At 69.2% G+C, this 21,334-nt stretch carries 17 protein-coding genes; 10 read left to right on the top strand and 7 right to left on the bottom strand.

Features of this window, described 5'->3' with window-relative positions; translation table 11 throughout:
- Nucleotides 1-18 precede the first annotated feature (18 nt).
- The 3 genes from ACYSUO_RS32405 to ACYSUO_RS32395 are packed head-to-tail and all read right to left on the bottom strand — an operon-like array spanning nt 19 to nt 1,980.
- On the bottom strand, nt 19-1,080 hold the full coding sequence (locus ACYSUO_RS32405) for an iron-containing redox enzyme family protein (RefSeq protein WP_461779776.1): 1,062 nt from the start codon (nt 1,078-1,080) through the stop codon (nt 19-21).
- Nucleotides 1,077-1,328: a CDGSH iron-sulfur domain-containing protein gene (locus tag ACYSUO_RS32400; protein ID WP_461779775.1), complete on the bottom strand. Its 252-nt coding sequence runs from the start codon at nt 1,326-1,328 to the stop codon at nt 1,077-1,079. Before ACYSUO_RS32400 ends, ACYSUO_RS32405 begins: the two co-directional genes overlap by 4 nt.
- Nucleotides 1,312-1,980: a HemK2/MTQ2 family protein methyltransferase gene (locus tag ACYSUO_RS32395; protein WP_461779774.1), complete on the bottom strand. Its 669-nt coding sequence runs from the start codon at nt 1,978-1,980 to the stop codon at nt 1,312-1,314. Before ACYSUO_RS32395 ends, ACYSUO_RS32400 begins: the two co-directional genes overlap by 17 nt.
- Before the next feature lie 318 nt (nt 1,981-2,298).
- On the opposite strand from ACYSUO_RS32395, the gene ACYSUO_RS32390 reads away from it, so the two are divergent.
- Nucleotides 2,299-3,822 (top strand): MFS transporter, encoded by a 1,524-nt coding sequence (locus tag ACYSUO_RS32390; protein WP_461779773.1) that lies wholly within the window; start codon nt 2,299-2,301, stop codon nt 3,820-3,822.
- 64 nt (nt 3,823-3,886) lie between these two features.
- Here ACYSUO_RS32390 and ACYSUO_RS32385 read toward each other — a convergent pair whose 3' ends face one another.
- From ACYSUO_RS32385 to ACYSUO_RS32370, 4 genes are all read right to left on the bottom strand, one after another.
- Nucleotides 3,887-4,975 carry a glutamate--cysteine ligase 2 gene (locus ACYSUO_RS32385; RefSeq protein WP_461779772.1) on the bottom strand — a complete coding sequence of 363 codons (1,089 nt, stop codon included), beginning with the start codon at nt 4,973-4,975 and terminating at the stop codon, nt 3,887-3,889.
- Between the two features lie 113 nt (nt 4,976-5,088).
- A complete protein-coding gene (locus tag ACYSUO_RS32380; RefSeq protein WP_461779771.1) occupies nt 5,089-5,895 on the bottom strand; it encodes a SigB/SigF/SigG family RNA polymerase sigma factor in 807 nt (268 codons plus the stop codon).
- Nucleotides 5,896-6,075: 180 nt separating this feature from the next.
- Complete coding sequence (gene glgX, locus ACYSUO_RS32375) at nt 6,076-8,157, bottom strand: glycogen debranching protein GlgX (RefSeq protein WP_461779770.1); 2,082 nt, start codon at nt 8,155-8,157, stop codon at nt 6,076-6,078.
- Nucleotides 8,154-8,657 (bottom strand): pep a2, encoded by a 504-nt coding sequence (locus ACYSUO_RS32370; RefSeq protein WP_461779769.1) that lies wholly within the window; start codon nt 8,655-8,657, stop codon nt 8,154-8,156. Before ACYSUO_RS32370 ends, glgX begins: the two co-directional genes overlap by 4 nt.
- Before the next feature lie 282 nt (nt 8,658-8,939).
- Between ACYSUO_RS32370 and ACYSUO_RS32365 the strand changes: the two genes are divergently transcribed.
- From ACYSUO_RS32365 to ACYSUO_RS32325, 9 genes are all read left to right on the top strand, one after another.
- Nucleotides 8,940-9,167: a DUF5133 domain-containing protein gene (locus ACYSUO_RS32365; RefSeq protein WP_461779768.1), complete on the top strand. Its 228-nt coding sequence runs from the start codon at nt 8,940-8,942 to the stop codon at nt 9,165-9,167.
- Nucleotides 9,164-11,149 (top strand): alpha-1,4-glucan--maltose-1-phosphate maltosyltransferase, encoded by a 1,986-nt coding sequence (locus ACYSUO_RS32360; protein WP_461779767.1) that lies wholly within the window; start codon nt 9,164-9,166, stop codon nt 11,147-11,149. Before ACYSUO_RS32365 ends, ACYSUO_RS32360 begins: the two co-directional genes overlap by 4 nt.
- Before the next feature lie 52 nt (nt 11,150-11,201).
- Nucleotides 11,202-12,962 (top strand): maltose alpha-D-glucosyltransferase, encoded by a 1,761-nt coding sequence (gene treS, locus ACYSUO_RS32355; protein ID WP_461779766.1) that lies wholly within the window; start codon nt 11,202-11,204, stop codon nt 12,960-12,962.
- A complete protein-coding gene (locus tag ACYSUO_RS32350) occupies nt 12,959-14,299 on the top strand; it encodes a maltokinase N-terminal cap-like domain-containing protein (protein WP_461779765.1) in 1,341 nt (446 codons plus the stop codon). Before treS ends, ACYSUO_RS32350 begins: the two co-directional genes overlap by 4 nt.
- A gap of 42 nt (nt 14,300-14,341) precedes the next feature.
- Nucleotides 14,342-16,588, top strand: a complete 2,247-nt coding sequence (gene glgB / locus ACYSUO_RS32345; RefSeq protein ID WP_461779764.1) for a 1,4-alpha-glucan branching enzyme — start codon at nt 14,342-14,344, stop codon at nt 16,586-16,588.
- 21 nt (nt 16,589-16,609) lie between these two features.
- Nucleotides 16,610-17,410 carry a VOC family protein gene (locus ACYSUO_RS32340; RefSeq protein WP_461779763.1) on the top strand — a complete coding sequence of 267 codons (801 nt, stop codon included), beginning with the start codon at nt 16,610-16,612 and terminating at the stop codon, nt 17,408-17,410.
- Between the two features lie 119 nt (nt 17,411-17,529).
- On the top strand, nt 17,530-18,324 hold the full coding sequence (locus ACYSUO_RS32335) for an alpha/beta fold hydrolase (protein WP_461779762.1): 795 nt from the start codon (nt 17,530-17,532) through the stop codon (nt 18,322-18,324).
- A 294-nt stretch (nt 18,325-18,618) separates the two neighbouring features.
- Nucleotides 18,619-18,963, top strand: a complete 345-nt coding sequence (locus ACYSUO_RS32330) for a hypothetical protein (protein WP_461779761.1) — start codon at nt 18,619-18,621, stop codon at nt 18,961-18,963.
- Nucleotides 18,964-19,162: 199 nt separating this feature from the next.
- On the top strand, nt 19,163-21,151 hold the full coding sequence (locus ACYSUO_RS32325) for a GTP-binding protein (protein WP_461779760.1): 1,989 nt from the start codon (nt 19,163-19,165) through the stop codon (nt 21,149-21,151).
- The last annotated feature ends 183 nt before the right edge of the window (nt 21,152-21,334 follow it).

Genomic DNA, 21,334 nt, shown 5'->3' with positions numbered 1-21,334 from the left:
GGCCAGGTGCCCTGGACCTCAGGAGGTCCGCCGTGCGTCCGGCAGGGGTTGCAGCAGCGCGCTCCTGCCCTGGCGCCAACGGGCCAACAGCCTTTCGCCCAGGCGGTCTTCGAGAAAGCTGGTGGCGCACACGCCGAAGGCGATGTCGCCGTCGAGGGAGGGCTCGGCTTCCAGCAGGCCTTCGACGACCTCGTGGCGCACCACCTGTTCGTGCACCGCGTCGGCCTCCACGTGCTCGTCGTAGAACCGCTGGGCCGCCGGGCCCGCGCCCAGCCGCCGCAGGGCTGCCGCGAGGCGTCGCGAGCCCGGCGACGAAGTGATCTCGACCGTCGCGAAGTGGCCCACCAGCGCGCCGCGCAGACTGCGGTGCAGCCCGAACAGGGACATGACGTTCACGGTGGCGAGGGCGGCCGCCGGCGCGAAGTCGAGGTAGTGGCCGTAGGCGGTCTCCAGGTGGAGGTCCGTCATCAGGTCGGCGAACAGGTCGGCGTGGATGTCCTCGGCGCGGCCCGCCCCGAACTCGTCGTACTCGACGGCCACCATCGCGGCCTTGGCCCGGCCGTGCAGGCGGGGGATGACCCAGGCGTGCGGGTCGGCCTCCTTGAGGTGGTAGAGCGAGCGCAGGGCGGCGTACTCCCTGAACTGCCCTGTGTGGCCGTCGCGTTCGAGGTAGTGGCTCACGCTGTCGTCCTGGTGGCCGACGGGCTCGACCTGTAGCTCGGCCAGCATCCGGGCGGCGCCCGCCTTCGGTGCGGCGTCGGAGCGCAGCGCGTCGAGGAAGCGGCGTTCGAGCCGGCGTCGCAGCGCCAACAGGCCCGGCTCCCACTCCAGTTCGGGATCGACGCCCTGAAATCCTTGGTAGTGGAGCTCGTAGAGCGTGTACAGGGCGAGTTGGAGGTCGTCGCCGTACGGCTCGGCGCGCGTGATGGTGTGCTGGTGCGCGGGATCGTCGGGAGGGGTGCCGTCGCGCAGCGCGGTGATCACCTGGCGGGACAACTCGCCGCGCGGAGCGGGGAGTTCGGGCCGGTGTGTGCGCGATGCGGGCGGACGTGGCGGGGACTTCAGGTGTGCAGCGGTCATGTCTCCTCTCCTTCGGCACGGTCCGGCTGTGGGGCGGCTTTGCGGCGGCGGTGGCTGGTGTCGCACCAGGGGAACGTACGGCTGCGTCGGCAGGTGCAGATCGCGACCTGGAAGCGGTCGGACTCGTGCACCACCCCGTCGGCGTCGGTCACCTCGACGGGCCCCTCCACGAGCAGGGGGCCCTCGCGGTCGACCCTGATGCGGCGCGGGCGCTCAGGGGAGCACGGGCGCTCAGAGGAGTTCGGCACGGATGACCACCAGCTCTTCCGTCGTCGCTTCCCTGTCGAGCAGGCCCTGGGCACAGAGCCAGCCACGGCGCGCACGCATCACCGGGCCGAACGGCACGAAGGCCCGGTCGATCACCGCCGGTTTCATGCCGAGCCCGTCCAGGCGTTCCAGGGTCTCTTCCTCGTCGCACAGTGCGGAGTGGACCAGCAGCAGCGTGCCGCCGGGGCGCAGCGCCCGAGCCGCGCCATCACAGACCCGGTCGACGACCGTACGACCGGAGGGTCCGCCCTCCCACGCCACCGCGGCGCCGTGCGACGGCAGCGACTCCGGGGACGGCACATAGGGCGGATTACTTAGGACAAGGTCGAACGTGCCGAGACCCGGTACCGCCCCGAGATCGCCGTGCCGGACGGTGACGGCGGCACCGTTCAGAAGAGCGTTGAGCCGCGTCGTCCACACCGCACGCCACGAGATGTCGACCGCGGTCACCCGCGCCCCGTGCCGCGCCGCGGCGAGGGCCAGCGCACCCGAACCGGTACCCAGGTCCAGCACTGCGGTGCCCCGGTCGAGAGGTTCGTCGTCGAGGGACTGGAGCAGCAGCGCGGTGTCCGCGCCGGGCCTGTACACGCCCCGAGGCGCCAGCAGGCGGTGTCGACGGGGTGGCAGTGCCATGTGTGCCGTCCTGGGCTGTGTCGTCATGCGGTGCTCACCACACTGGGGATCACAGAGTTCAAGACCGGTCCGTCCCTTCACCTTGCGACGCCGTGCCTCGATCGGCCACTCGACGCATGCCGTGACGCGCCGTACATCTCGGCCATGGGTACGCGCCGACACGTAGGAGTGCCCCGGTGTCGGCGGATGAACCGTGGCGGGTTCTCCGTGATCGGTCGGCCGGCGTCTGCCACGGATGGGTTTGCCGTGAGCGAAGGAGGTCAACCGGTCTAGTCGGACGTGTGAGCCGATGTACGCCACGAACGAAAGGAGCCCGGTATGACGAAGGCGCCTTCGGGTGGCGACGGCCAGGGTGGTCGGGTGGGCGGTCAGGAGGCCGGGTACACACCGGACCCGCATCGGTGGCGGGCCCTGTGGGTCACGTTGGTGGCCGGATTCATGAGCCTGCTCGACGTGACGATCGTGGCGGTGGCACTGCCCACCATCCAGCGCGACCTCGGCGCCTCACCGGCACAGGTGCAGTGGGTGGTCTCCGGTTACGCACTTGCCTTCGCCCTCGCCCTGGTGACCGCCGGCCGCCTCGGCGACGCCCTGGACCGGCGCCGCATCTTCCTGCTCGCGCTCGGCGGCTTCGTGTTCTGCAGCGCCGCCTGCGGGGCCGCCCCCAGCGTCGGGCTGCTGGTGGTGGCGCGGCTCGCACAGGGCCTGGCCGCCGGGTTCATGGCCCCGCAGAATTCGGCGTTCATCCAGCAGCTGTTCCGCGGCGCCGAACGCGGACGCGCCTTCGGCCTCTTCGGCGCGACCGTCGGCATCTCCTCGGCCATCGGCCCCCTGGCCGGCGGCGCGATCCTCGGCCTCGCCTCAGGACCGGACGGCTGGCGCTGGATCTTCTACGTGAATGTGCCCATCGGCCTCGTGGCCGTCCTGCTCGGCCTCCGTCTCCTGCCGCGCGTGAGCCGCTCCGGCCGCGGCCATGTGGACGTTCCCGGCGTCGTGCTCCTCGGACTCGGCGTACTCGCCCTGATGTACCCGTTGGTGCAGGCGGACTCGGGTGGCCTCGCCCGGCTGTGGTGGATGTTCCCGCTCGGCGCCGCGCTGCTGATCGCGTTCACGGCGTGGCAGCGCCGCCTCGTGGCCCGCGACGTTCAGCCGCTGCTCGACCCGCGGCTGTTCACCACCGTGCGCGGCTATGCCGTCGGCGCCGGTGTCGGCACCCTCTACTTCATCGGATTCAGCGGCGTATGGCTGGTGTTCGCGCTCTTCTACCAGCACGGGCTCGGCTTCTCGCCGCTGCGCTCCGGGCTCGCCGTGACCCCCTTCGCCCTGGGATCCGCGAGCGCGGCGGTGGTCGCGGGGCGCCTCGTGGACCGGTTCGGGCGCCTGCTCACGGTCTGCGGCCTGACCGGCGTGATCGTCGGCCTCGGCGGCACCGCCCTGCTGCTGCGCCTCGCCCCGCTGGACATCGCGCCCTGGGTGGCCGCGCCGGTGCTCTTCGTCGGCGGGGTGGGCAGCGGCTTCGTGGTCTCACCGAACATCACGATGACGCTGCGTGACGTGCCGGTGCGGATGGCGGGCGCGGCGGGCGGCGCCCTGCAGACCGGGCAGCGGCTCGGCGCGGCGGTCGGGACGGCGGCCCTGCCCGGCCTGTTCTACCTGGTGCTCGGTGAGGGCGAGGACTACCGGGGCGCTCTGGCCATCGCACTGGGAACCGCCCTGATCGGGATGGCGGCGTCGCTGGTGCTCGCCACGTTCGACTGGCGACGTGACCGGCTCGCCCGCGGCGCCCACCGCACATGCCCACAGGAGCTGGAGAACGACCCGGTGCACTCGCGGCAGACCTGACTTCGGTGTGACTTCAGCGTCGCCTTCGCGGAGGTGGGTGTCTCTATGCGGAGGCAGGGGTGCCTCACACGCCGCTGTGGGTCCTGCGCACACACTCCGCGACCACCTCCCGCAGGCTCTCCGTACGCCGGAAGGCCTCGCGCTGCCGGTAGGTGCCGTTGCCGTCGCGCAGCAGCCGGGACACCAGCGCGCGGGCCTCCTCGAAGTCACCGGCGTCCTCCAGCGCCGGCCGCACGTGTTCCAGGAGCGAGTCCACCGCGGCCCGGGCCGGAACCGGCTGCATCAGCCGGGGGCTCACGAGCTGATCGTCGAGGCCCGAGCGGCTCGCGCGCCAGGCCGCGAGGCGCAGCAGCGCCACGGCGTGGTCGGCAGCGGGCCCGCCGGAGCGCCACTCGCGCGCCGCCGTCTCGACCAGACCACGTACCAGCATGGCGAGCAGAACGGTCGTCGACGGCTCGAGACACACATCGGCGACGCGCACCTCGACGGTCGGGTGGGCGGCCGACAGCCGGGCGTCGAAGTAGACCATGCCCTTGTCCCGTACGACGCCGGTGGCGACCATGGCCTCGACCTGGCGGTGGTACGCGGCGGCGTCCTCGAAGAGCTCCACCGGCCCCGCCGACGGCCACCGCCCCCACACCTGGCTTCGATAGCTGCTGTACCCGGAGTCCTTGCCCTGCCAGAACGGCGAGTTGGCGCTCAGCGCGACGAGCACGGACAGCCAGGGGCGGATCCGGTTCAGCACGGCGACGCCCTCTTCGTCCGACTCGATGGCCACATGGACGTGGCAGCCGCAGGTGAGCTGCTCCTGCGTGGTCAGGCCGAACTCCCGCGCCAGCCACTGGTGGCGTGCACCGGCACCCACGGTGGGGCTCACCGGGAGCGGGGACGTGGCGAGAGCGGCGGCCGCGCAGCCCAGCCGCTCCGCGTGATCGGTGGCGGCCCTGCGCCACTGGGCGATGTCCTCGGCGAGATCCGACATCGCCTCGTGCGGACGGGTGGCGAACTCCAGCTGTTCGCGGTGCAGTTCAGCCTCGAAGTCCTCGTCGCCGCTGCGGGCGGCCACCGCCATGACCGCGCTCGACATCGAGCGCGGCTCTCCGCTGTCACGGTCGACGAGCAGCAGTTCCTCTTCCACCCCGACAGTGCGCATATGTCACGTTCCCTCTCGGTGTCCCGGATCCGCCGCGTACCCAGGCTCACCGAAGCGAACCGGCGGGCAGGCCCCCGCCGGCCCGTGTCGGGGTACGGCGAGGGCCTGAACCGTCAGGCGGCCTGTTGAGTCTCGGGGACACCGTGTGTCGCGTACTCCCTCACCTGGGCGCAGCTGCGGCTGATGAGGCGGGAGACGTGCATCTGGGAGACGCCGATCTCCTGGGCGATGTGGGACTGGGTCATGTCCTCGAAGAAGCGCATGTAGAGGATGGAGCGTTCACGTTCCGGGAGTGTCCGCAGGCCTTCCTTGGCGGCTTCCCGGTCGGCGACCAGGTCGTAGTGGGGCTCCTCCTGGCCGAGCGTGTCGGCGAGACTGATTCCCTCCCCTCCGTCCGGGGACGAGCCGAGCTCGGCGTCCAGGGACAGGCTGCTGTAGCTCTCCAGCGCCTCCATACCGTCGCGGACCTCGTCCAGGGTCAGCCCGGCGCGGGCCGCGATCTCCTCCAGATCGGGTTCGTGCTGGTGATCGGGCTCGTCGAGCAGGGCTCGGCGCGCGACTCGGACCTTGTTGCGCAGGTCCTGGACGCGCCGCGGGACGCGCACGTCCCAGGTGTGGTCACGGAAGTGGCGGCGCAGCTCGCCGGTGATCGTGGGAACCGCGTACGCCTCGAAGGCCCCGCGCCCGGGCTCATAGCGTTCGACGGCCTTCACGAGGCCCAGAGCCGCGACCTGGTTCAGGTCGTCGGGGCTCTCGCCCTTGTTGCGGTACCGGCCGGCCAGGCGGTGTGCCATGGGCAGCCAGGCCTCCACCAGTTGCTCGATCAGGGCGTCCCGTTCGCGCCCCTCGGGTGTGTTCGCGAGCCGGAGAAAATCCTGTTCGGTATCAGGGGCGTCGTCGTGCACGTGACGTGTGGCCATGGTTCGCTCCTCATCGTCGCGGTCCGCAAGATGACCAGGGGCCGATCAACACCCGTTCCGGGTGGCTCGTGCTCCTGGAGCGAGCCTGTTTTCCCAAGCTCGTGCTCGTTGTGTCTTCGACTCTACAAAAGAGCGGGCGCTGTCGACCACCGGGGAGGAAAGTCGCACGTTGTCTGCCTCTCACATGCCGGAGCGGTGGGAGAGGACGGCCAGCGAGTGCGCCTCCAGCCGGATGGTCGCTTCAGCCTTGAATTCGGACTCGTCCGGCACGCCGTCGGCCTCCGCCGTGTTGATGCGTGTCGTCCAGGAGACGCCGTACGACGCGTCGGGCAACTGGAACTCCATCGCGTTCCAGTAGAAGTTGAAGAGGAACAGGAACGAGTCGTCGACGACCCGCTCTCCGAGGCTGTCCCGCCCGACCATCGCGTCGCCGTTGAGGAACGCGGCCAGGGCATGTGCGTCGGGCCGGTTCCAGTCCTCTTCCGTCATCTCTGTCGCGTCGGGGCGGAGCCAGACCAGGTCCGGCAGGCCGTGGTCATGGCCCGAGGGGGCCTCGCCGCGGAAGAAGCGACGCTGACGCAACACCGGGTGGGTGGTGCGCAGTTCGATGAGATCGCGGGTGAAGGCCAGCAGGGAGGCGCGCTCGTCGTCGAGGTCCCAGTCGACCCATGTCAGTTCGTTGTCCTGGCAGTAGGCGTTGTTGTTGCCCTGCTGGGTGCGGCCCAGTTCGTCCCCGTGACTCAGCATCGGCACGCCCTGGGACAGCACCAGGGTCGCCAGAAGGTTGCGCTGCTGTCTGGCGCGCAGGGACAGCACACCGGGGTCGTCGCTCGGCCCCTCCTGCCCGCAGTTCCAGGACCGGTTGTCGCTCTCACCGTCGTTGTTGTGCTCGCCGTTGGCCTCGTTGTGCTTCTCGTTGTAGGACACGAGGTCACGCAGAGTGAATCCGTCGTGCGCGGTGACGAAGTTGATACTGGCCCGCGGGCGGCGGCGCTCGTGCTGGTAGAGGTCCGCGGACCCGGTGAGCCGGGAGGCGAACTCCGCGAGGGTGCCGTCCCGGGCCCGCCAGACGTCCCTGACGCAGTCGCGGTACTTGCCGTTCCACTCGGACCACAGGGGCGGGAAGTTGCCCACCTGGTATCCGCCCTCGCCGAGGTCCCAGGGTTCGGCGATCAGCTTGACGCGGCTGATCACGGGGTCCTGCTGGATGAGGTCGAAGAAGGCCGACAACCGGTCGACCTCATGGAACTGGCGGGCCAACGTGGCCGCCAGGTCGAAGCGGAAGCCGTCCACGTGACACTCGGTGACCCAGTACCGCAGCGAATCCATGAGCAGCTGCAGCACGTTGGGGTGCCGCATGAGGAGGCTGTTGCCGGTGCCCGTGGTGTCGTAGTAACGGCTGAAGTCGTCCTCGGCGAGGCGGTAGTACGCCGCGTTGTCGATACCGCGGAAGGACAGGGTGGGCCCGTTCTCGTTCCCCTCCGCCGTGTGGTTGTAGACCACGTCGAGGATCACCTCGAGGCCCGCGGCGTGCAGCGACTTGACCATGCTCTTGAACTCGGTGACCTGTTCGCCGAGCGTGCCGTGTGCCGCATAGGCATGGTGCGGTGCGAAGAAGCCGATCGTGTTGTAGCCCCAGTAGTTGGAAAGGCCGCGGTCCCGCAGGAAGCCGTCCTGTACGAACTGGTGGACAGGGAGCAGCTCGACCGCGGTCACCTTCAAGTCGGTGAGGTGGTCGAGGACCGCGGGCGTGGCCAGGCCCGCATAGGTGCCCCGCAGGTCCTCGGGCACACCGGGGTGTCTTGCGGTCAGTCCCCGCACATGTGCTTCGTAGATGACGGAATCGGCGTAGGCGTGATCCGGCGGTGTGTCGCCGGACCAGTCGAAGGCCGGGTCGACGACCACGCCGCACAGGCCCTCCCCGTCGACTCCTGCCGCGCCGGCGCGACAGTGGACCGCCTTGGCGTAGGGATCGAGAAGGAATGCCTCGGCATCACACCGGTGCCCCGACGCCGGCTCCCACGGGCCGTGGATGCGGTACCCGTACTGCTGGGGCGGCCCGGCATCCGGCACGTAGCCGTGCCACACGGATCCGTAGACCTCGGGCAGTGGCACCGTGCGTTCGGTGCCGTCGGCGTCAAGGAGGACGAGATCCACCTGGTCGGCCACGGCACTGAACAAGGCGAAGTTCGTGCCGTGGCCGTCGTAGGTCGCTCCGAGCGGGTAGGGACGCCCGCTCCGAACGCGGACCCCGGCCGTCACGAAGCGGTGCCGGTGGTGACGGGCACGGACTCCGGAGCGGCCGTCGGCAGCGCGGAGCGGGGCAGCTGGAGCGCTTCGCTCGCATCCGGAACCGGAAGCTTGGGGACCAGGATCTCCCGTACCCCGGCCCTGCTGCGCAGGGAGAACCACACGATGCGCCGGGCTTCCTGCGTGCAGCTGCCCCACCCGTCGCTCAGGGCCGCGAGCTGCGCGGAGCAACGCTGGGGGAACCCGCGAGCGGCTCCGCAGGCCGGGGCCTCGTAGGACACGGCGTTGATCAAGTGCTGCCCGTTCCACCACGTCTCGACCTCGATGCGGCTGTCCGGCCGCCCCTCCACGGCCATTTCCAGCAGGACGCCGAGACCGCGGATCGTCGAGGGCGTCAGACGCTCGAGTCCCCAGTAGCGGGTGTGTGCGGCCACGATGCGCTGGACCTGGCCGACGCGCTCGGGGGCCGGCTCCACGGCGATGTGGTAGTAGCTGGGCGTTGCCTGGTGCATGGTTCCTGCTCCTCACCGCGTAGCTCACGGCCTTGCCGGGACGGCGGAGGAATGTGGACGGACCGTGAGCATGAATCGCTTGAGAGTCATCGATCAGCCTGTGCGCTGTACTCCATTCGTGCAACCGGACGTGACCGCGGGGCGACGCTGCGCTCAACAGGACGGATCGCCGACCGCGTCGCAAGATGGGGAAGGAGCAGCCCACGGTAACGATGGGAACTCTCTCCGTGAACGGCAGGCGAGCCCGTTGGGCTCGGCGTCGCGGAGGCCCGGAGGCCAACCATGGCGACACCGCGTGTCACCGCAGAGGTTGACCAGTGCCTGGCGAGCTACCGCTTCTGGGAGCGTCGATTCCTGGCTTCTCCGGACGATGCCGAGGCGCGCGAGAACTTCGAGCGTGCCGTCGCCGCCTTGTGCCGGGTCACGGGTGAGCGGTGCGGCCGGGAGGCCGCCGAAGCGGCCCAGCGCTCACGTCACGCGCTTGCGATCGAGAAGGGTGACACCGCATGACGACGCCGTCGAACACCGCTGTGCCCATCCCGATCGAGGATGTGAGGCCGTCCGTCGACGGAGGCCGACGTCCGGCCAAGGCGGTCGTGGGGGAGTCCTTCACCGTCACGGCCCTGGTGTTCGTCGAGGGCGACGGGATCCTCGGCGCCGAAGTGGTGCTGCGCACGTCCGACGGGGACGAGGCGGGCCGGTGGCCGATGACACCGGTGGCTCCCGGGACCGACCGCTGGAGCGCCGAGGTCGGCTCCGACAGGTGCGGGCGACTGAGCTACTGCGTCCGGGCATGGCGCGATCCCGTGGCCACGTGGCTGCGAGACGCCACGATCAAGGTACGGGCCGGCGTCGACTGCGAGAGCACGCTGGAACAGGGGGCCGTGTACCTGGAAGAGGCCCTGGCCCGGGCCTCGACGAAAGAGACGCGCGAGGTTCTGGCCGCAGCCGCGGACGCGCTGTGCGATGCGGCCCAAAGCCCGCTGGACCGATTGGCCACGGTCGCGGCCCCCGCGGTGCGCGCCGCGCTGAGGGACGCCCCGCTGCGTGAACGCCTGACCGAGAGCCGGCCTTTTCCGTTGCTCGTGGAGCGGGAGCGGGCGTTGTTCGGGTCCTGGTACGAGTTCTTTCCGCGTTCCGAGGGTGCCGTGGTGGAGCCGGGCCGGCCGCCGGTGAGCGGTACGTTCCGTACGGCGGCCCGTCGTCTTCCGGCCATCGCGGAGATGGGTTTCGACGTGGTGTACCTGCCACCCATCCACCCCATCGGCACCACGTTTCGCAAGGGCCCCAACAACTCGCTGTCTCCGGGCCCGTACGACGTGGGTGTCCCCTGGGCCATCGGCTCGCCCGAGGGCGGCCACGACGCGATCCACCCGGACCTGGGCACGTTCGAGGACTTCGACGCGTTCGTGGACCGGGCCCGAGGCCTGGGCATGGAGGTGGCCCTGGATTTCGCGCTGCAGTGCTCGCCCGACCACCCCTGGGTGGACAAGCACCCCGACTGGTTCCAGCACCGCGCCGACGGCACGATCGCGTATGCGGAGAACCCGCCGAAGAAGTACCAGGACATCTATCCCATCGCCTTCGACAAGGACATGCCGGGCCTGATCGCCGAAACGACCCGGATCCTGCGCCTGTGGATGGACCACGGCGTCCGCATCTTCCGCGTCGACAACCCGCACACCAAACCCGTCGTCTTCTGGGAACGCGTCATCGCCGACATCAACGGCACGGACCCGGACGTGATCTTCCTGGCGGAGGCCTTCACCCGGCCGGCGATGATGCACACCCTGGCCGCGATCGGCTTCCAGCAGTCGTACACGTACTTCACCTGGCGCAATTCGAAGCAGGAACTCACCGAGTACGCCGCGGAGTTGAGCGGGGAGGCGGCCTGCTACATGCGGCCGAACTTCTTCGTGAACACCCCCGACATCCTGCACGAGTTCCTGCAGGACGGCGGCCGCCCCGCCTTCGAGCTCCGCGCCGTCCTGGCCGCGACCCTCTCACCGACGTGGGGTGTCTACAGCGGCTACGAACTCTGTGAGAACACCCCGCTGCGCGCCGGAAGCGAGGAGTATCTGCACTCCGAGAAGTATCAACTGCGGCCCCGTGACTGGGAGTCGGCCGAACGAGAGGGCCGCACGATCGCCCCGCTGATCACCGCGCTCAACGCGATACGCCGCCGCAACCCGGCCCTGCACACCCTGCGCGACGTGCACTTCCACCACGCCGACCAGGACGCGGTACTCGTGTACTCCAAAACCACCACGTCCGCACAGGGCTCGAACACGGTACTGGTGGTCGTGAACCTCGACCCGCACCACACCCAGGAAGCCACGGTCCGCCTCGATTGCGAGGCTCTGAAGGTCCCGCCGGACAGCACTTTCCGCGTGCGCGACGAGTTGACCGGCCGGACGTACACCTGGAGTGCCACCAACTACGTCTGTCTGACGCCGGGCGAGACGCCCGCGCACATTTTCACCATCGGTTGAGTCAGGAAGCGCTCTTCCGCAATTGTCATGAACGACCGAGGGAGAAGCCCTCATGACAACGGACGAATACATGCGTCCCGAACGGCCAGGAATCCTGTCCCGGGACCCTGATTGGTTCAAGCGCGCGGTCTTCTACGAGGTCCTGGTCCGCTCTTTCCAGGACAGCAACGGAGACGGCGTAGGCGACCTGAAGGGCATCACGGCGAAGCTGGACTATCTCCAGTGGCTGGGCGTCGACTGCCTCTGGCTGCCGCCCTTCTTCAAGTCACCGCTGCTGGACAACGGTTACGACGTCGCCAACTACATCGTCACCTTGCCCGAGACCGGTGACCTGGTCGACTTCGTCGAGTTCGTCGACGCGGCGCACCAGCGCGGGATGCGCGTGATCATCGACTTCGTCATGAACCACACCAGTGATCAGCACGAGTGGTTCCAGCAGTCCCGCTCCGACCCGGAGGGGCCCTACGGCGACTATTACGTGTGGGCCGACGACGACAAGCAGTACGAGGACGCCCGGATCATCTTCGTGGACACCGAGGCGTCGAACTGGACCTTCGACCCGGTGCGCAAGCAGTACTACTGGCACCGCTTCTTCTCCCACCAGCCGGACCTCAACTACGAGAACCCGGCCGTCCAGGAAGAGATCCTCGCCGCCCTGCGCTTCTGGCTCGACCTCGGCATCGACGGCTTCCGCCTGGACGCGGTCCCCTACCTCTACGCCGAGGAGGGCACCAACTGCGAAAACCTCCCGGCCACCCACGAGATGCTGAAACGGGTCCGCAAGGAGATCGACTCCCAGTACCCGGACGTGGTGCTGCTCGCGGAAGCCAACCAGTGGCCGGAGGACGTCGTCGACTACTTCGGCGCACCCGACACCGGCGGCGACGAGTGCCACATGGCCTTCCACTTCCCCGTCATGCCGCGGATCTTCATGGCGGTGCGGCGCGAGTCCCGCTATCCGGTCTCGGAGATCCTGGCCAAGACGCCGCCGATCCCGTCGGGCTGCCAGTGGGGCATCTTCCTGCGCAACCACGACGAGCTGACCCTCGAAATGGTCACCGACGAAGAACGCGACTACATGTACGCGGAGTACGCCAAGGACCCGCGAATGCGCGCCAACATCGGCATCCGCCGCCGCCTCGCACCCCTCCTCGACAACGACCGCAACCAGATCGAACTGTTCACCGCACTCCTCCTCTCGCTGCCCGGCACGCCGATCCTGTATTACGGCGACGAGATCGGGATGGGCGACAACATCTGGCTCGGCGACCGCGACGCGGTACGCACCCCGATGCAGTGGACCCCGGACCGCAACGCCGGCTTCTCCTCCTGCGACCCGGGCCGTCTCTTCCTGCCCACGATCATGGATCCGGTCTACGGCTACCAGGTCACGAACGTGGAGGCGTCGATGTCCTCCCCGTCGTCCCTGCTGCACTGGACCCGCCGGATGATCGAGATCCGCAAACAGAATCCGGCCTTCGGCCTCGGCTCCTACACCGAACTCCCCTCCTCCAACCCGGCCGTGCTCGCGTTCCTGCGCGAGGCCCCCGCGAGCGAGGACGGAGCGGACGACCTGGTCCTGTGCGTGCACAACTTCTCCCGCTTCGCCCAGCCCACCGAACTCGACCTCCAGTCCTTCGCCGGGCGGCACCCGGTGGAACTGATCGGCGGGGTGCGCTTCCCGGCCATCGGCGAACTGCCGTACCTGCTGACACTGGCGGGACACAGCTTCTACTGGTTCCGGCTGAGCGAGGCCTCAGCGCCGGACGACCACACCGCGGGGGGCTCCGCACGATTGGACCTCACGCCATGACCCGCCCCCTGATCGAACTCGGCGACCCGCGCCCCGCGCTTCTCGGCTCCTCGCTCAACGAACTGCTCAGCCGCTGGCTCCCGAGACAGCGCTGGTACGCGAGCAGCGGCCGCCGGATCACCGAGATCTCGGTAGTGGCCGCGACCGCACTGACACCCGAGTGCTTCCACCTGCTCGTGCGCGTGGAGGAAGCCGGTCAACAGGACGAGAACCACTACCAGTTGATACTCGGCGCGGCCGTCGACCCACCCCCGCGGCTGTGGCAGCACGCCCTCGGGCAGATGGACGGACCCGCCGGCGGCACCCTGATGGTCTACGACGCCCTTCATGACCACCGCGTCGCGGTCCTGCTGCTGGACCGTCTGCGCGAGGGCGGGAAGGTCGGGGCGCTCCGCTTCGAGTCCTTCCGCCATGCGTCGGTGCCGACGGGTCTTGCCCCCCGCGTCCTGGACACCGAGCAGTCCAACTCCTCGATCGTTTATGGCGACAGGCTCATTCTCAAGCTGTTCCGTCGCATCCAGCGAGGCATCAACCCCGACCTCGAGGTGACCGCTCGGCTGGGCCGCTGGGGGCACCCCTCGGTGCCGGCGCCCGAGGCCTGGTTCTTCGTGACCGAACCGTTCTGGGGCACCCTCGGCATGGTCCAGCCCTTCCTGGCCGGGGCGACGGACGGCTGGCAGCTGGCCCTGGACTCGGCCGCGGCCCAAGGTGACTTCGTCAAGCAGGCGTGGGGCCTTGGCCGCACGACGGGCGAACTGCACGCGGCCCTCGCCCATGTCTTTCCCACCGCGAAGCCCGAGGAGCATCACCGCGCCCGTCTCGCCGAGGAGATGATGCACCGGCTGAAACGCTCGGCCGAGACGGTGCCGGCCCTGCGCCGTCATGTGCCCGCCATCCAGGGCATCTTCGCGGCTGCGGCAGCGACCCACAGTGAGCCGTCCCTGCAACGGATCCATGGAGACCTCCACCTGGGGCAGGTCCTGTGGGCCGACGGGAGTTGGCATGCGGTCGATTTCGAGGGGGAGCCCTCGCGCCCGCTGGCGGAACGCCGTGCGGACCGATCGCCTATCCGCGACGTGGTCGGCATGCTCAGGTCCTTCGACTACGCGGCGCACATGGGCGCCACCCCGTGCCCCCAGTGGGCCGACCAGTGCCGCACCGCCTTCTGCTCCGGCTACAGCGAAGCCGGGGGCTTCGAGCCGACGGCGGCGCCGGAACTGATGCGTGCCTACGAGGTCGACCGCGCCGTCTATGAGGTGCTGTACGAGGCGACACACCGCCCCGACTGGATCACCGTCCCCCTGGAGGCCGTGGCCCGTCTCACCGGCACACGCTGAGGTTGTCGTGACGCTGCCCCACACCTTCCGAAGGAGCCGACCATGACCGCCGACACCACCGCCGATCCGCTCCTGCAGCGACGCGCCGGGCCGGGGCCGGGCGTCGACGGAGGTACGCGTACGGCACTGCTGAGCGGAACCCACCACGATCCGCATGCCGTGCTCGGGGCGCACCCGGGGCCGGAGGGCGTGATCGTACGCTGTCTCCTCCCGTACGCCCTCGATGTGGCGGTGCTGGCAGGTGACACGTCCTGGGGACTGCCGGAGACGGGCGACGGCCTGTTCGAAGGCGAACTCCCGAACGCCACCGTCCGTGAATACCGGCTGCGGGTGACCACCGCCGAGGGCGTCGTCGAGGTGGAGGATCCCTACCGATTCCTGCCGTCCTTGGGGGAGTTGGACCTGCATCTCATCGGCGAGGGCCGGCACGAGGGACTGTGGACGGCGCTGGGCGCACATGTCATGGAACATCAAGGTGTGCGAGGGACCCGCTTCGCCGTGTGGGCCCCCAACGCGCGTGGTGTCCGCATGGTCGGCGACTTCAATTGCTGGAACGGCACATCAACACCCATGCGCTCGCTGGGTCGTTCCGGGGTGTGGGAGCTGTTCGTGCCGGGCATCGGCGAGGGCGAGCTGTACAAGTTCGAGATCGTCGGCCCCGACGGCTCGCCCCGACAGCACGCGGACCCCATGGCGCGCCGCACCGAGAAGCCGCCGGCGACCGCGTCCATCGTCGATGTCTCCCATCACACGTGGGGTGACGAGGCCTGGCTGGAGCGGCGCACCGCGCACCCCGTCCACGAGTCGCCGTTCTCGGTGTACGAGGTGCACCTGCCGTCCTGGCGCCCCGGTCTCACCTACCGCCAACTCGCCGAGCAACTCCCCGCCTACGTACAGGACTTGGGCTTCACACACGTAGAGCTGCTCCCGGTCGCCGAACACCCCTTCGGCGGCTCCTGGGGCTACCAGGTCACCGGCTTCTACGCACCGACGGCCCGCCTGGGCAGCCCCGACGACTTCAAGCACCTGATCGACAAGCTCCACCAGGCCGGCATCGGCGTCCTCATGGACTGGGTCCCCGCCCACTTCCCCCGCGACGACTGGGCCTTGGCAGAGTTCGACGGCCGCACACTCTACGAACACGAGGACCCGCTGCGCGCCGCGCACCCCGACTGGGGCACCCTCGAGTTCGACTACGGCCGCAAGGAGGTCCGCAACTTCCTGGTGGCGAACGCCCTTTACTGGTGCCAGGAGTTCCACATCGACGGCCTGCGGGTCGACGCGGTCGCCTCGATGCTCTACCTCGACTACTCGCGCGAGGAGGGCCAGTGGACGCCGAACCAGTTCGGCGGCCGCGAGAACCTCGACGCCGTCGCCTTCCTCCAGGAGATGAACGCCACCCTGTACCGGGAAGTACCGGGCGTGGTGACGATCGCCGAAGAGTCGACCGCCTGGGACGGCGTCACCCGCGCCACCCACCACATCGGCCCCGGCGGCTTCGGCGGCCTCGGTTTCGGCCTGAAGTGGAACATGGGCTGGATGCACGACTCGCTGGACTACATGAGCCACGAGCCGGTGCACCGCAAGTTCCACCACCACGAGATGACGTTCTCGATGGTGTACGCGTACAGCGAGAACTACGTACTCCCCATCTCCCACGACGAGGTCGTGCACGGCAAGAAGTCCCTGGTCTCCAAGATGCCCGGCGACTGGTGGCAACAACGCGCCAACCAGCGCGCCTACATGGGCTTCATGTGGGCCCACCCCGGCAAGCAACTCCTCTTCATGGGCCAGGAGTTCGCCCAGGGCGCCGAATGGTCCGAGGAACACGGCCTGGATTGGCACCTCATCGAAGAAGGCAATGCCGGCAGAGAAGACCATCTGGGAGTGCAACGCCTGGTCCGGGACCTCAACCGACGCTACACGGACCTCCCCGCGCTCTGGGAGAGGGACTCCGACCCGGCAGGCTTCCGTTGGGTCATCGCCGACAACGCGGACGACAATGTGCTCGCGTTCCTGCGCCACTCGGCCGACGGCAGCCCTCTGCTGGCCATCTGCAATTTTTCGCCCGTGGTACGGGAGGGTGTCCGGCTCGGCGTCCCGCAGACGGCCTCCGGCACATGGCAGGAAATCCTCAACACCGATGCGAAGCGATACGGCGGCAGTGGGGTTGCCAACCGCGCCCCGCTGACTCAGGAGCCGACCGCCTGCCACGGCCTGCCCGCTTCGCTGGACGTATGCCTTCCGCCGCTGTCCACTCTGTGGCTGACGCCGAAGGCCTGCACGTAATGAACCTCGGATCGGTATGAAATGAACACCTCTACGACAGCTCAGTGCACGGATCTGAACAGCAACTCGGTGCTGGGCGCGCCCTGTTGGGTGAGCCTGTCCACACATGACCTGGGCGAGGCGGAAGACTTCTACCAGGCGGTCTTGGGCTGGGACTGGCGTGTGGGCAGACTGGGCGAGCGGTACCGGTTCGCGAGTGTGCGCGGGGTACCCGTGGCGGGGGTGTCCGCCATGGGGATGGGCTCGATGCCCGGCGTGTGGACACCCTTCTTCGCTGCGGCAAGCGCCGACGACACGGTGGCCCGCAGCCGCGAACGCGGTGGGACGACCGCGGTGGGGCCCTTGTCCTTCCCTCCGGGGAGGGCGGCCGTGCTCGCCGACCGGGACGGGGCGGTCTTCGGCGTGTGGGAGGGCGAGCTGGTGAGCGACTGGGAGACATGGCGCCGTGCGGCACCGGCGTTCGTGGAGTTGCATACGCGCGATGCCTTCGACGCGACGATGTTCTACGCAGAGGTTCTGGGGTGGGCGTCCGAGGAGCCCGGATGCTGTGAAGTCCGCTACGAGAACGAGGAAGTCGTCCTGCGCAGCCACGGTGATGTCGTGGCCCGCATTCATTCGGGTGCGGTGGACTCGGCGCCTGATCCGGCGGTCCGCCCGCGGTGGCAAGTCCACTTCTCGGTCGACGACGTGGCCGCGTGCATGCAGGCGGCACGAGCCCACGGCGGCCAAGCCCTGCAACTGGGAACGGACTCGTCCGAGGCAGTCCTGACCGACCCGGCCGGAGCCAGATTCGTGGCGAACGCGACAGCACGTGCCGCGTAGTCGGGCCAGGGAGCACGGCTACGAGGTGGTGGACCACGCACGCGTGCGCACCGAGATTCATACGGCCGTATTAAACAAACGTATTGTACGCTCGTATAGATCTGCTCTACGGTGACGCCATGGACACCGACATCGCCAAGCGCTCCGCGCTCACCATCGACGGCCGCACCCTTTCCTACGTGGACTTCGGCGGCCCCGGCCGTCCGCTGCTCGCCCTGCACGGGCACATGTCCGAAGGCCTGTCGTACGCCGGGCTCGCCGCCACGCTCGCCCCGGAGTGGCGGGTCATAGCCCCCGACCAGCGCGGCCACGGCGAGTCCGACCGGGCGGCCGACTACAGCCGGGAGGGCTACCTCGCCGACCTGGAGGCCCTCATGGATCACCTGGATCTGGATCGGGCGGCCCTCCTCGGCCACTCGCTCGGCGCGATCAACGTCTACCAGTTCGCGGCCCGCCACCCCGAGCGCGTCACCGCGCTGGTCAATGCCGAAGGATGCGCTGAACTCGGCCTGGACGGCAGCAATCCGCTGTCGTTCGTCCTGAACCTGCCGCAGGGCAGCGCCCCCGACCGGGAGGCGTTCGTCGCGCAACTCGGCCCGTTCGCACCGCACTTCGAGTCGGCCGTCCGTGAGCGGCCGGACGGCACCTGGGGCCTGCCCTTCCACCCCCAGGACATCTACGACTCCGAGGATCAGGTGCACGGCGACCACTGGGCCGACTGGACCGGCTCCACCTGCCCGGCGCTGCTGGTGCGTGGCACCAAGGGCGGCGTGCTGTCGGCGGAGCAGGCCGAGCAGATGGTCGCCCGACGCCCCGGCACCCGCCTCGTCGAGCTGGAGACCGACCACTTCGTATACGCCAACGACCCGACCGGCTTCGCGGCCGCGGTCCGCGACTTCCTCGCCACGGCCTGACGGGGGTCCGCAGCCGTCCCCACGGCCCTGTCGTGCGGGACTCCAGCCGTGGAAGTTGGTGGTCATCTCCAAGGTCGCCCGGTCGGTCGCGATCCGGTTCACCGGCGCGGTCTCGTCCGCGTAGCCGAAGGAGACCCCCGCCTGCGCCTGGGCCTGTTGCCCGTGGCTGACCACCGGTATCAACCGCAGGCCCCGACGCACCCCAACCGCCCCTCGCACGAAGGACGTTGACGAGGTCTCCGCGCCACGGGAGGATCGGGAGAGTCGGCGCTGGCCAGCGAAACGGGGTTCACCGTGAGTGAGGACCGTAGGGAAGATCCCTCGAACGCGGACATCGATCGGCAGTTCGCCGCCATCGTCCAGGGCATAGCCGCCGACATGGAGGCCGGAGGCCCATACGATCGCATTCAGCCCGCAGGGGCCGCGAGCGAATTCAAGCCGGCGTGGTACCTGGTCCCGCTGCGAATGCTCTGCTCGATCATGTTCTTCATGACCCTGTGCTCCTGCCTCGCGGCCTATGGCTGCGTCATGAACGACCAACGTTGGGGCACTGCCACGCTGATCAGTTTCTGCGTGGCGGTCGGGAGCGGCGTCTGCCGTCGCATGGCCAAGGCACGGTACGACCGACGCAACCGATAGTCGGCGCCGACAAGTACCGCATCTGCTGCATCATCTGTTGCGACCCAACCGGACCCGTGCGGAATTGCGTTGACAGCGCTGGATGCCGCTTGGAACATCGCCCCTGACCAAGCGATCCCTGATCGACCGAGAGAAACGGACTTCAACATGCGCCAACTCGTGTGCCCCGCCGTCGCCGCCGACCCGCACACGAGGAGCCATGAACCGTCCGAACTCTCCCGCCCCCACACACCATGACACCGCTACCACCCGCCCGGCGCTCAGCGCCCGGCGGCTCAACTTGGGCGTGGTGGCCCACGTCGATGCCGGCAAGACCAGTCTGACCGAGGCGCTGCTGCATGTCGGCGGTGCCATCGAACAGGTCGGCCGGGTGGATGACGGCACGACCCAGACCGACACCCTCTCCCTGGAGCGGCAGCGGGGCATCACGATCCGGTCCTCCGTCGCGGCGTTCGCGATCGACGACGTCACCGTCAACCTCGTCGACACTCCGGGCCACCCCGACTTCATCGCCGAGGTCGACCGCTCGCTGGCGGTCCTCGACGGCACCGTCCTGGTGTTGTCCGCGGTGGAGGGTGTGCAGGCTCAGACCATCGTGCTGTACCGGGCATTGCGTCGCCTCGGCATCCCCGTCGTCTTCTTCGTCAACAAGATCGACAGGTCCGGCGCGGCGCCCGAGCGGGTCCTTGAGGGAATCCGGAGCCGCCTGAGCCCCGCACTCGTACCGCTCGGTCACGTACGCAACCCGGGCACGGCCGCGGCCGAGGTGGCACCGTGCGCGTGGGACGACCCGGTCGAGTCGGAGCATCTGACGGAATTGATCGCGGACCATGACGACGACCTGCTCGAGTACTGGCTCGCCTGGGAGGGGCTATCCATCGGACCGCAACGGCTGCGTGCAGCCCTCGGCGCGCTGACCCGTGCCGGTGGTGGTGTCCACCCGGTTCTGTTCGGTTCGGCCAGGACCGGTGCGGGCGTCCGCCCTCTGATCGAGTCCGTCATCGACCTGCTTGCCGTAGCGCTTCCCGTGGCGGCCGGCGATGACGACGCACCGGCGGTGGCGCAGGTGTTCAAGGTCGAACGGTCGGGAGGGCAGCGGGTCTGCACGGTGCGGATGCGTGCCGGAACGCTCGGCGTCCGCGATCGGGTGTCGCTCGGCGGTGACCGGTCGGCGACGGTGACAGCTCTGGAGGTCTTCAGGCCCGGCGGCGCCATGCGGTGCGACCGTGCGACGGCCGGTGAGATCGCCCGCGTGCGGGGCCTGGACGGTGCCCGGATCGGAGACTGGCTCGGTTGCCGCCCGTCCGCCACCGCGGCGGCGGCAGCGTTGCCGGCACCGGGCTTCGAGACCAGGGTGGTTGCCCACGACCCGTCCCGGCAGGGCGAGTTGCACCGGGCCCTGTCCGAACTCGCCGACATCGACCCGCTGATCGGCCTGCGGCCCGAGCGTGGTGCCGCGCGGATCAGGATCTACGGCGAGGTGCAACAGGAGGTGCTGGCCGACACGTTGGCAGCCGAATACGGCATCGACGTCGACTTCCGCGACACCGGTGTGGTCTGCATCGAACGCCCTTCCGGTACCGGCAGCGCCGCGCTGTATCGGGGCACCCCCGGCCATCTGTACGACTACACGCTCGCAGTGACCGTCGAGCCGGCCGCACCCGGCACCGGAGTCGAACTCGTCATCGCTGCGGACCGTTCCACGCTGCCCCTGCACGTGTACGGCAACGTCGACGGATACCGGGCGGCGCTGCTGGACTACCTCCACGAGCCGTTGTCCGTGGGCCCGCACGGCTGGCGGGTGACCGACGCGCGGATCACGGTCACCGACAGCGGCTACCAGCCGCCGGCACCACAGGCCGCAGAGGTAAGGCGCACCACCGGCCTGGTGGTCCGCCAGGCCCTCGAACGGGCCGGGACGACTGTCTGCGAACCCGTCGACCGGTTCGTACTCGAAGCGCCAACGCAGGACCTGTCCCCGGTGCTTGCCCTGCTGGCCCGCCACGGCGCCGTCCCCGATGCCCATCGGACCACCGGCCCCCTCGCCGTGATCACCGGAACCCTTCGGAAGGCAGAGGTGAACGCGGTACGCGGAGGCTTGCACGGCGCGGCTCGTGGCGAAGGCGTCCTGGAATCCACCCACGACCACTACCGGCCCGTACGAACCACCGGCAGGAGGCGTGAGTGACGCTTCCGGCGCGGCCAGGTACCGCCCATCACGATCCGCGCCGGCTCGTACGTGGTTCGGGCGCGTATCGGAAGCGGATCTCGCAGGATGCGGATCAGGACGGAAAAGGGCCGGCCGGATCCATACCCGCACCTACGAACACGCGCCCTGTGGTTGAGGAGTTGCTGCGCAGAATCAGCGAGG

It is taken from the genome of Streptomyces sp. UC4497 (genome assembly GCF_054871485.1).
Note: the sequence above shows the minus strand (reverse complement) of the source record. Positions and strands in the feature narration are given on the sequence as shown.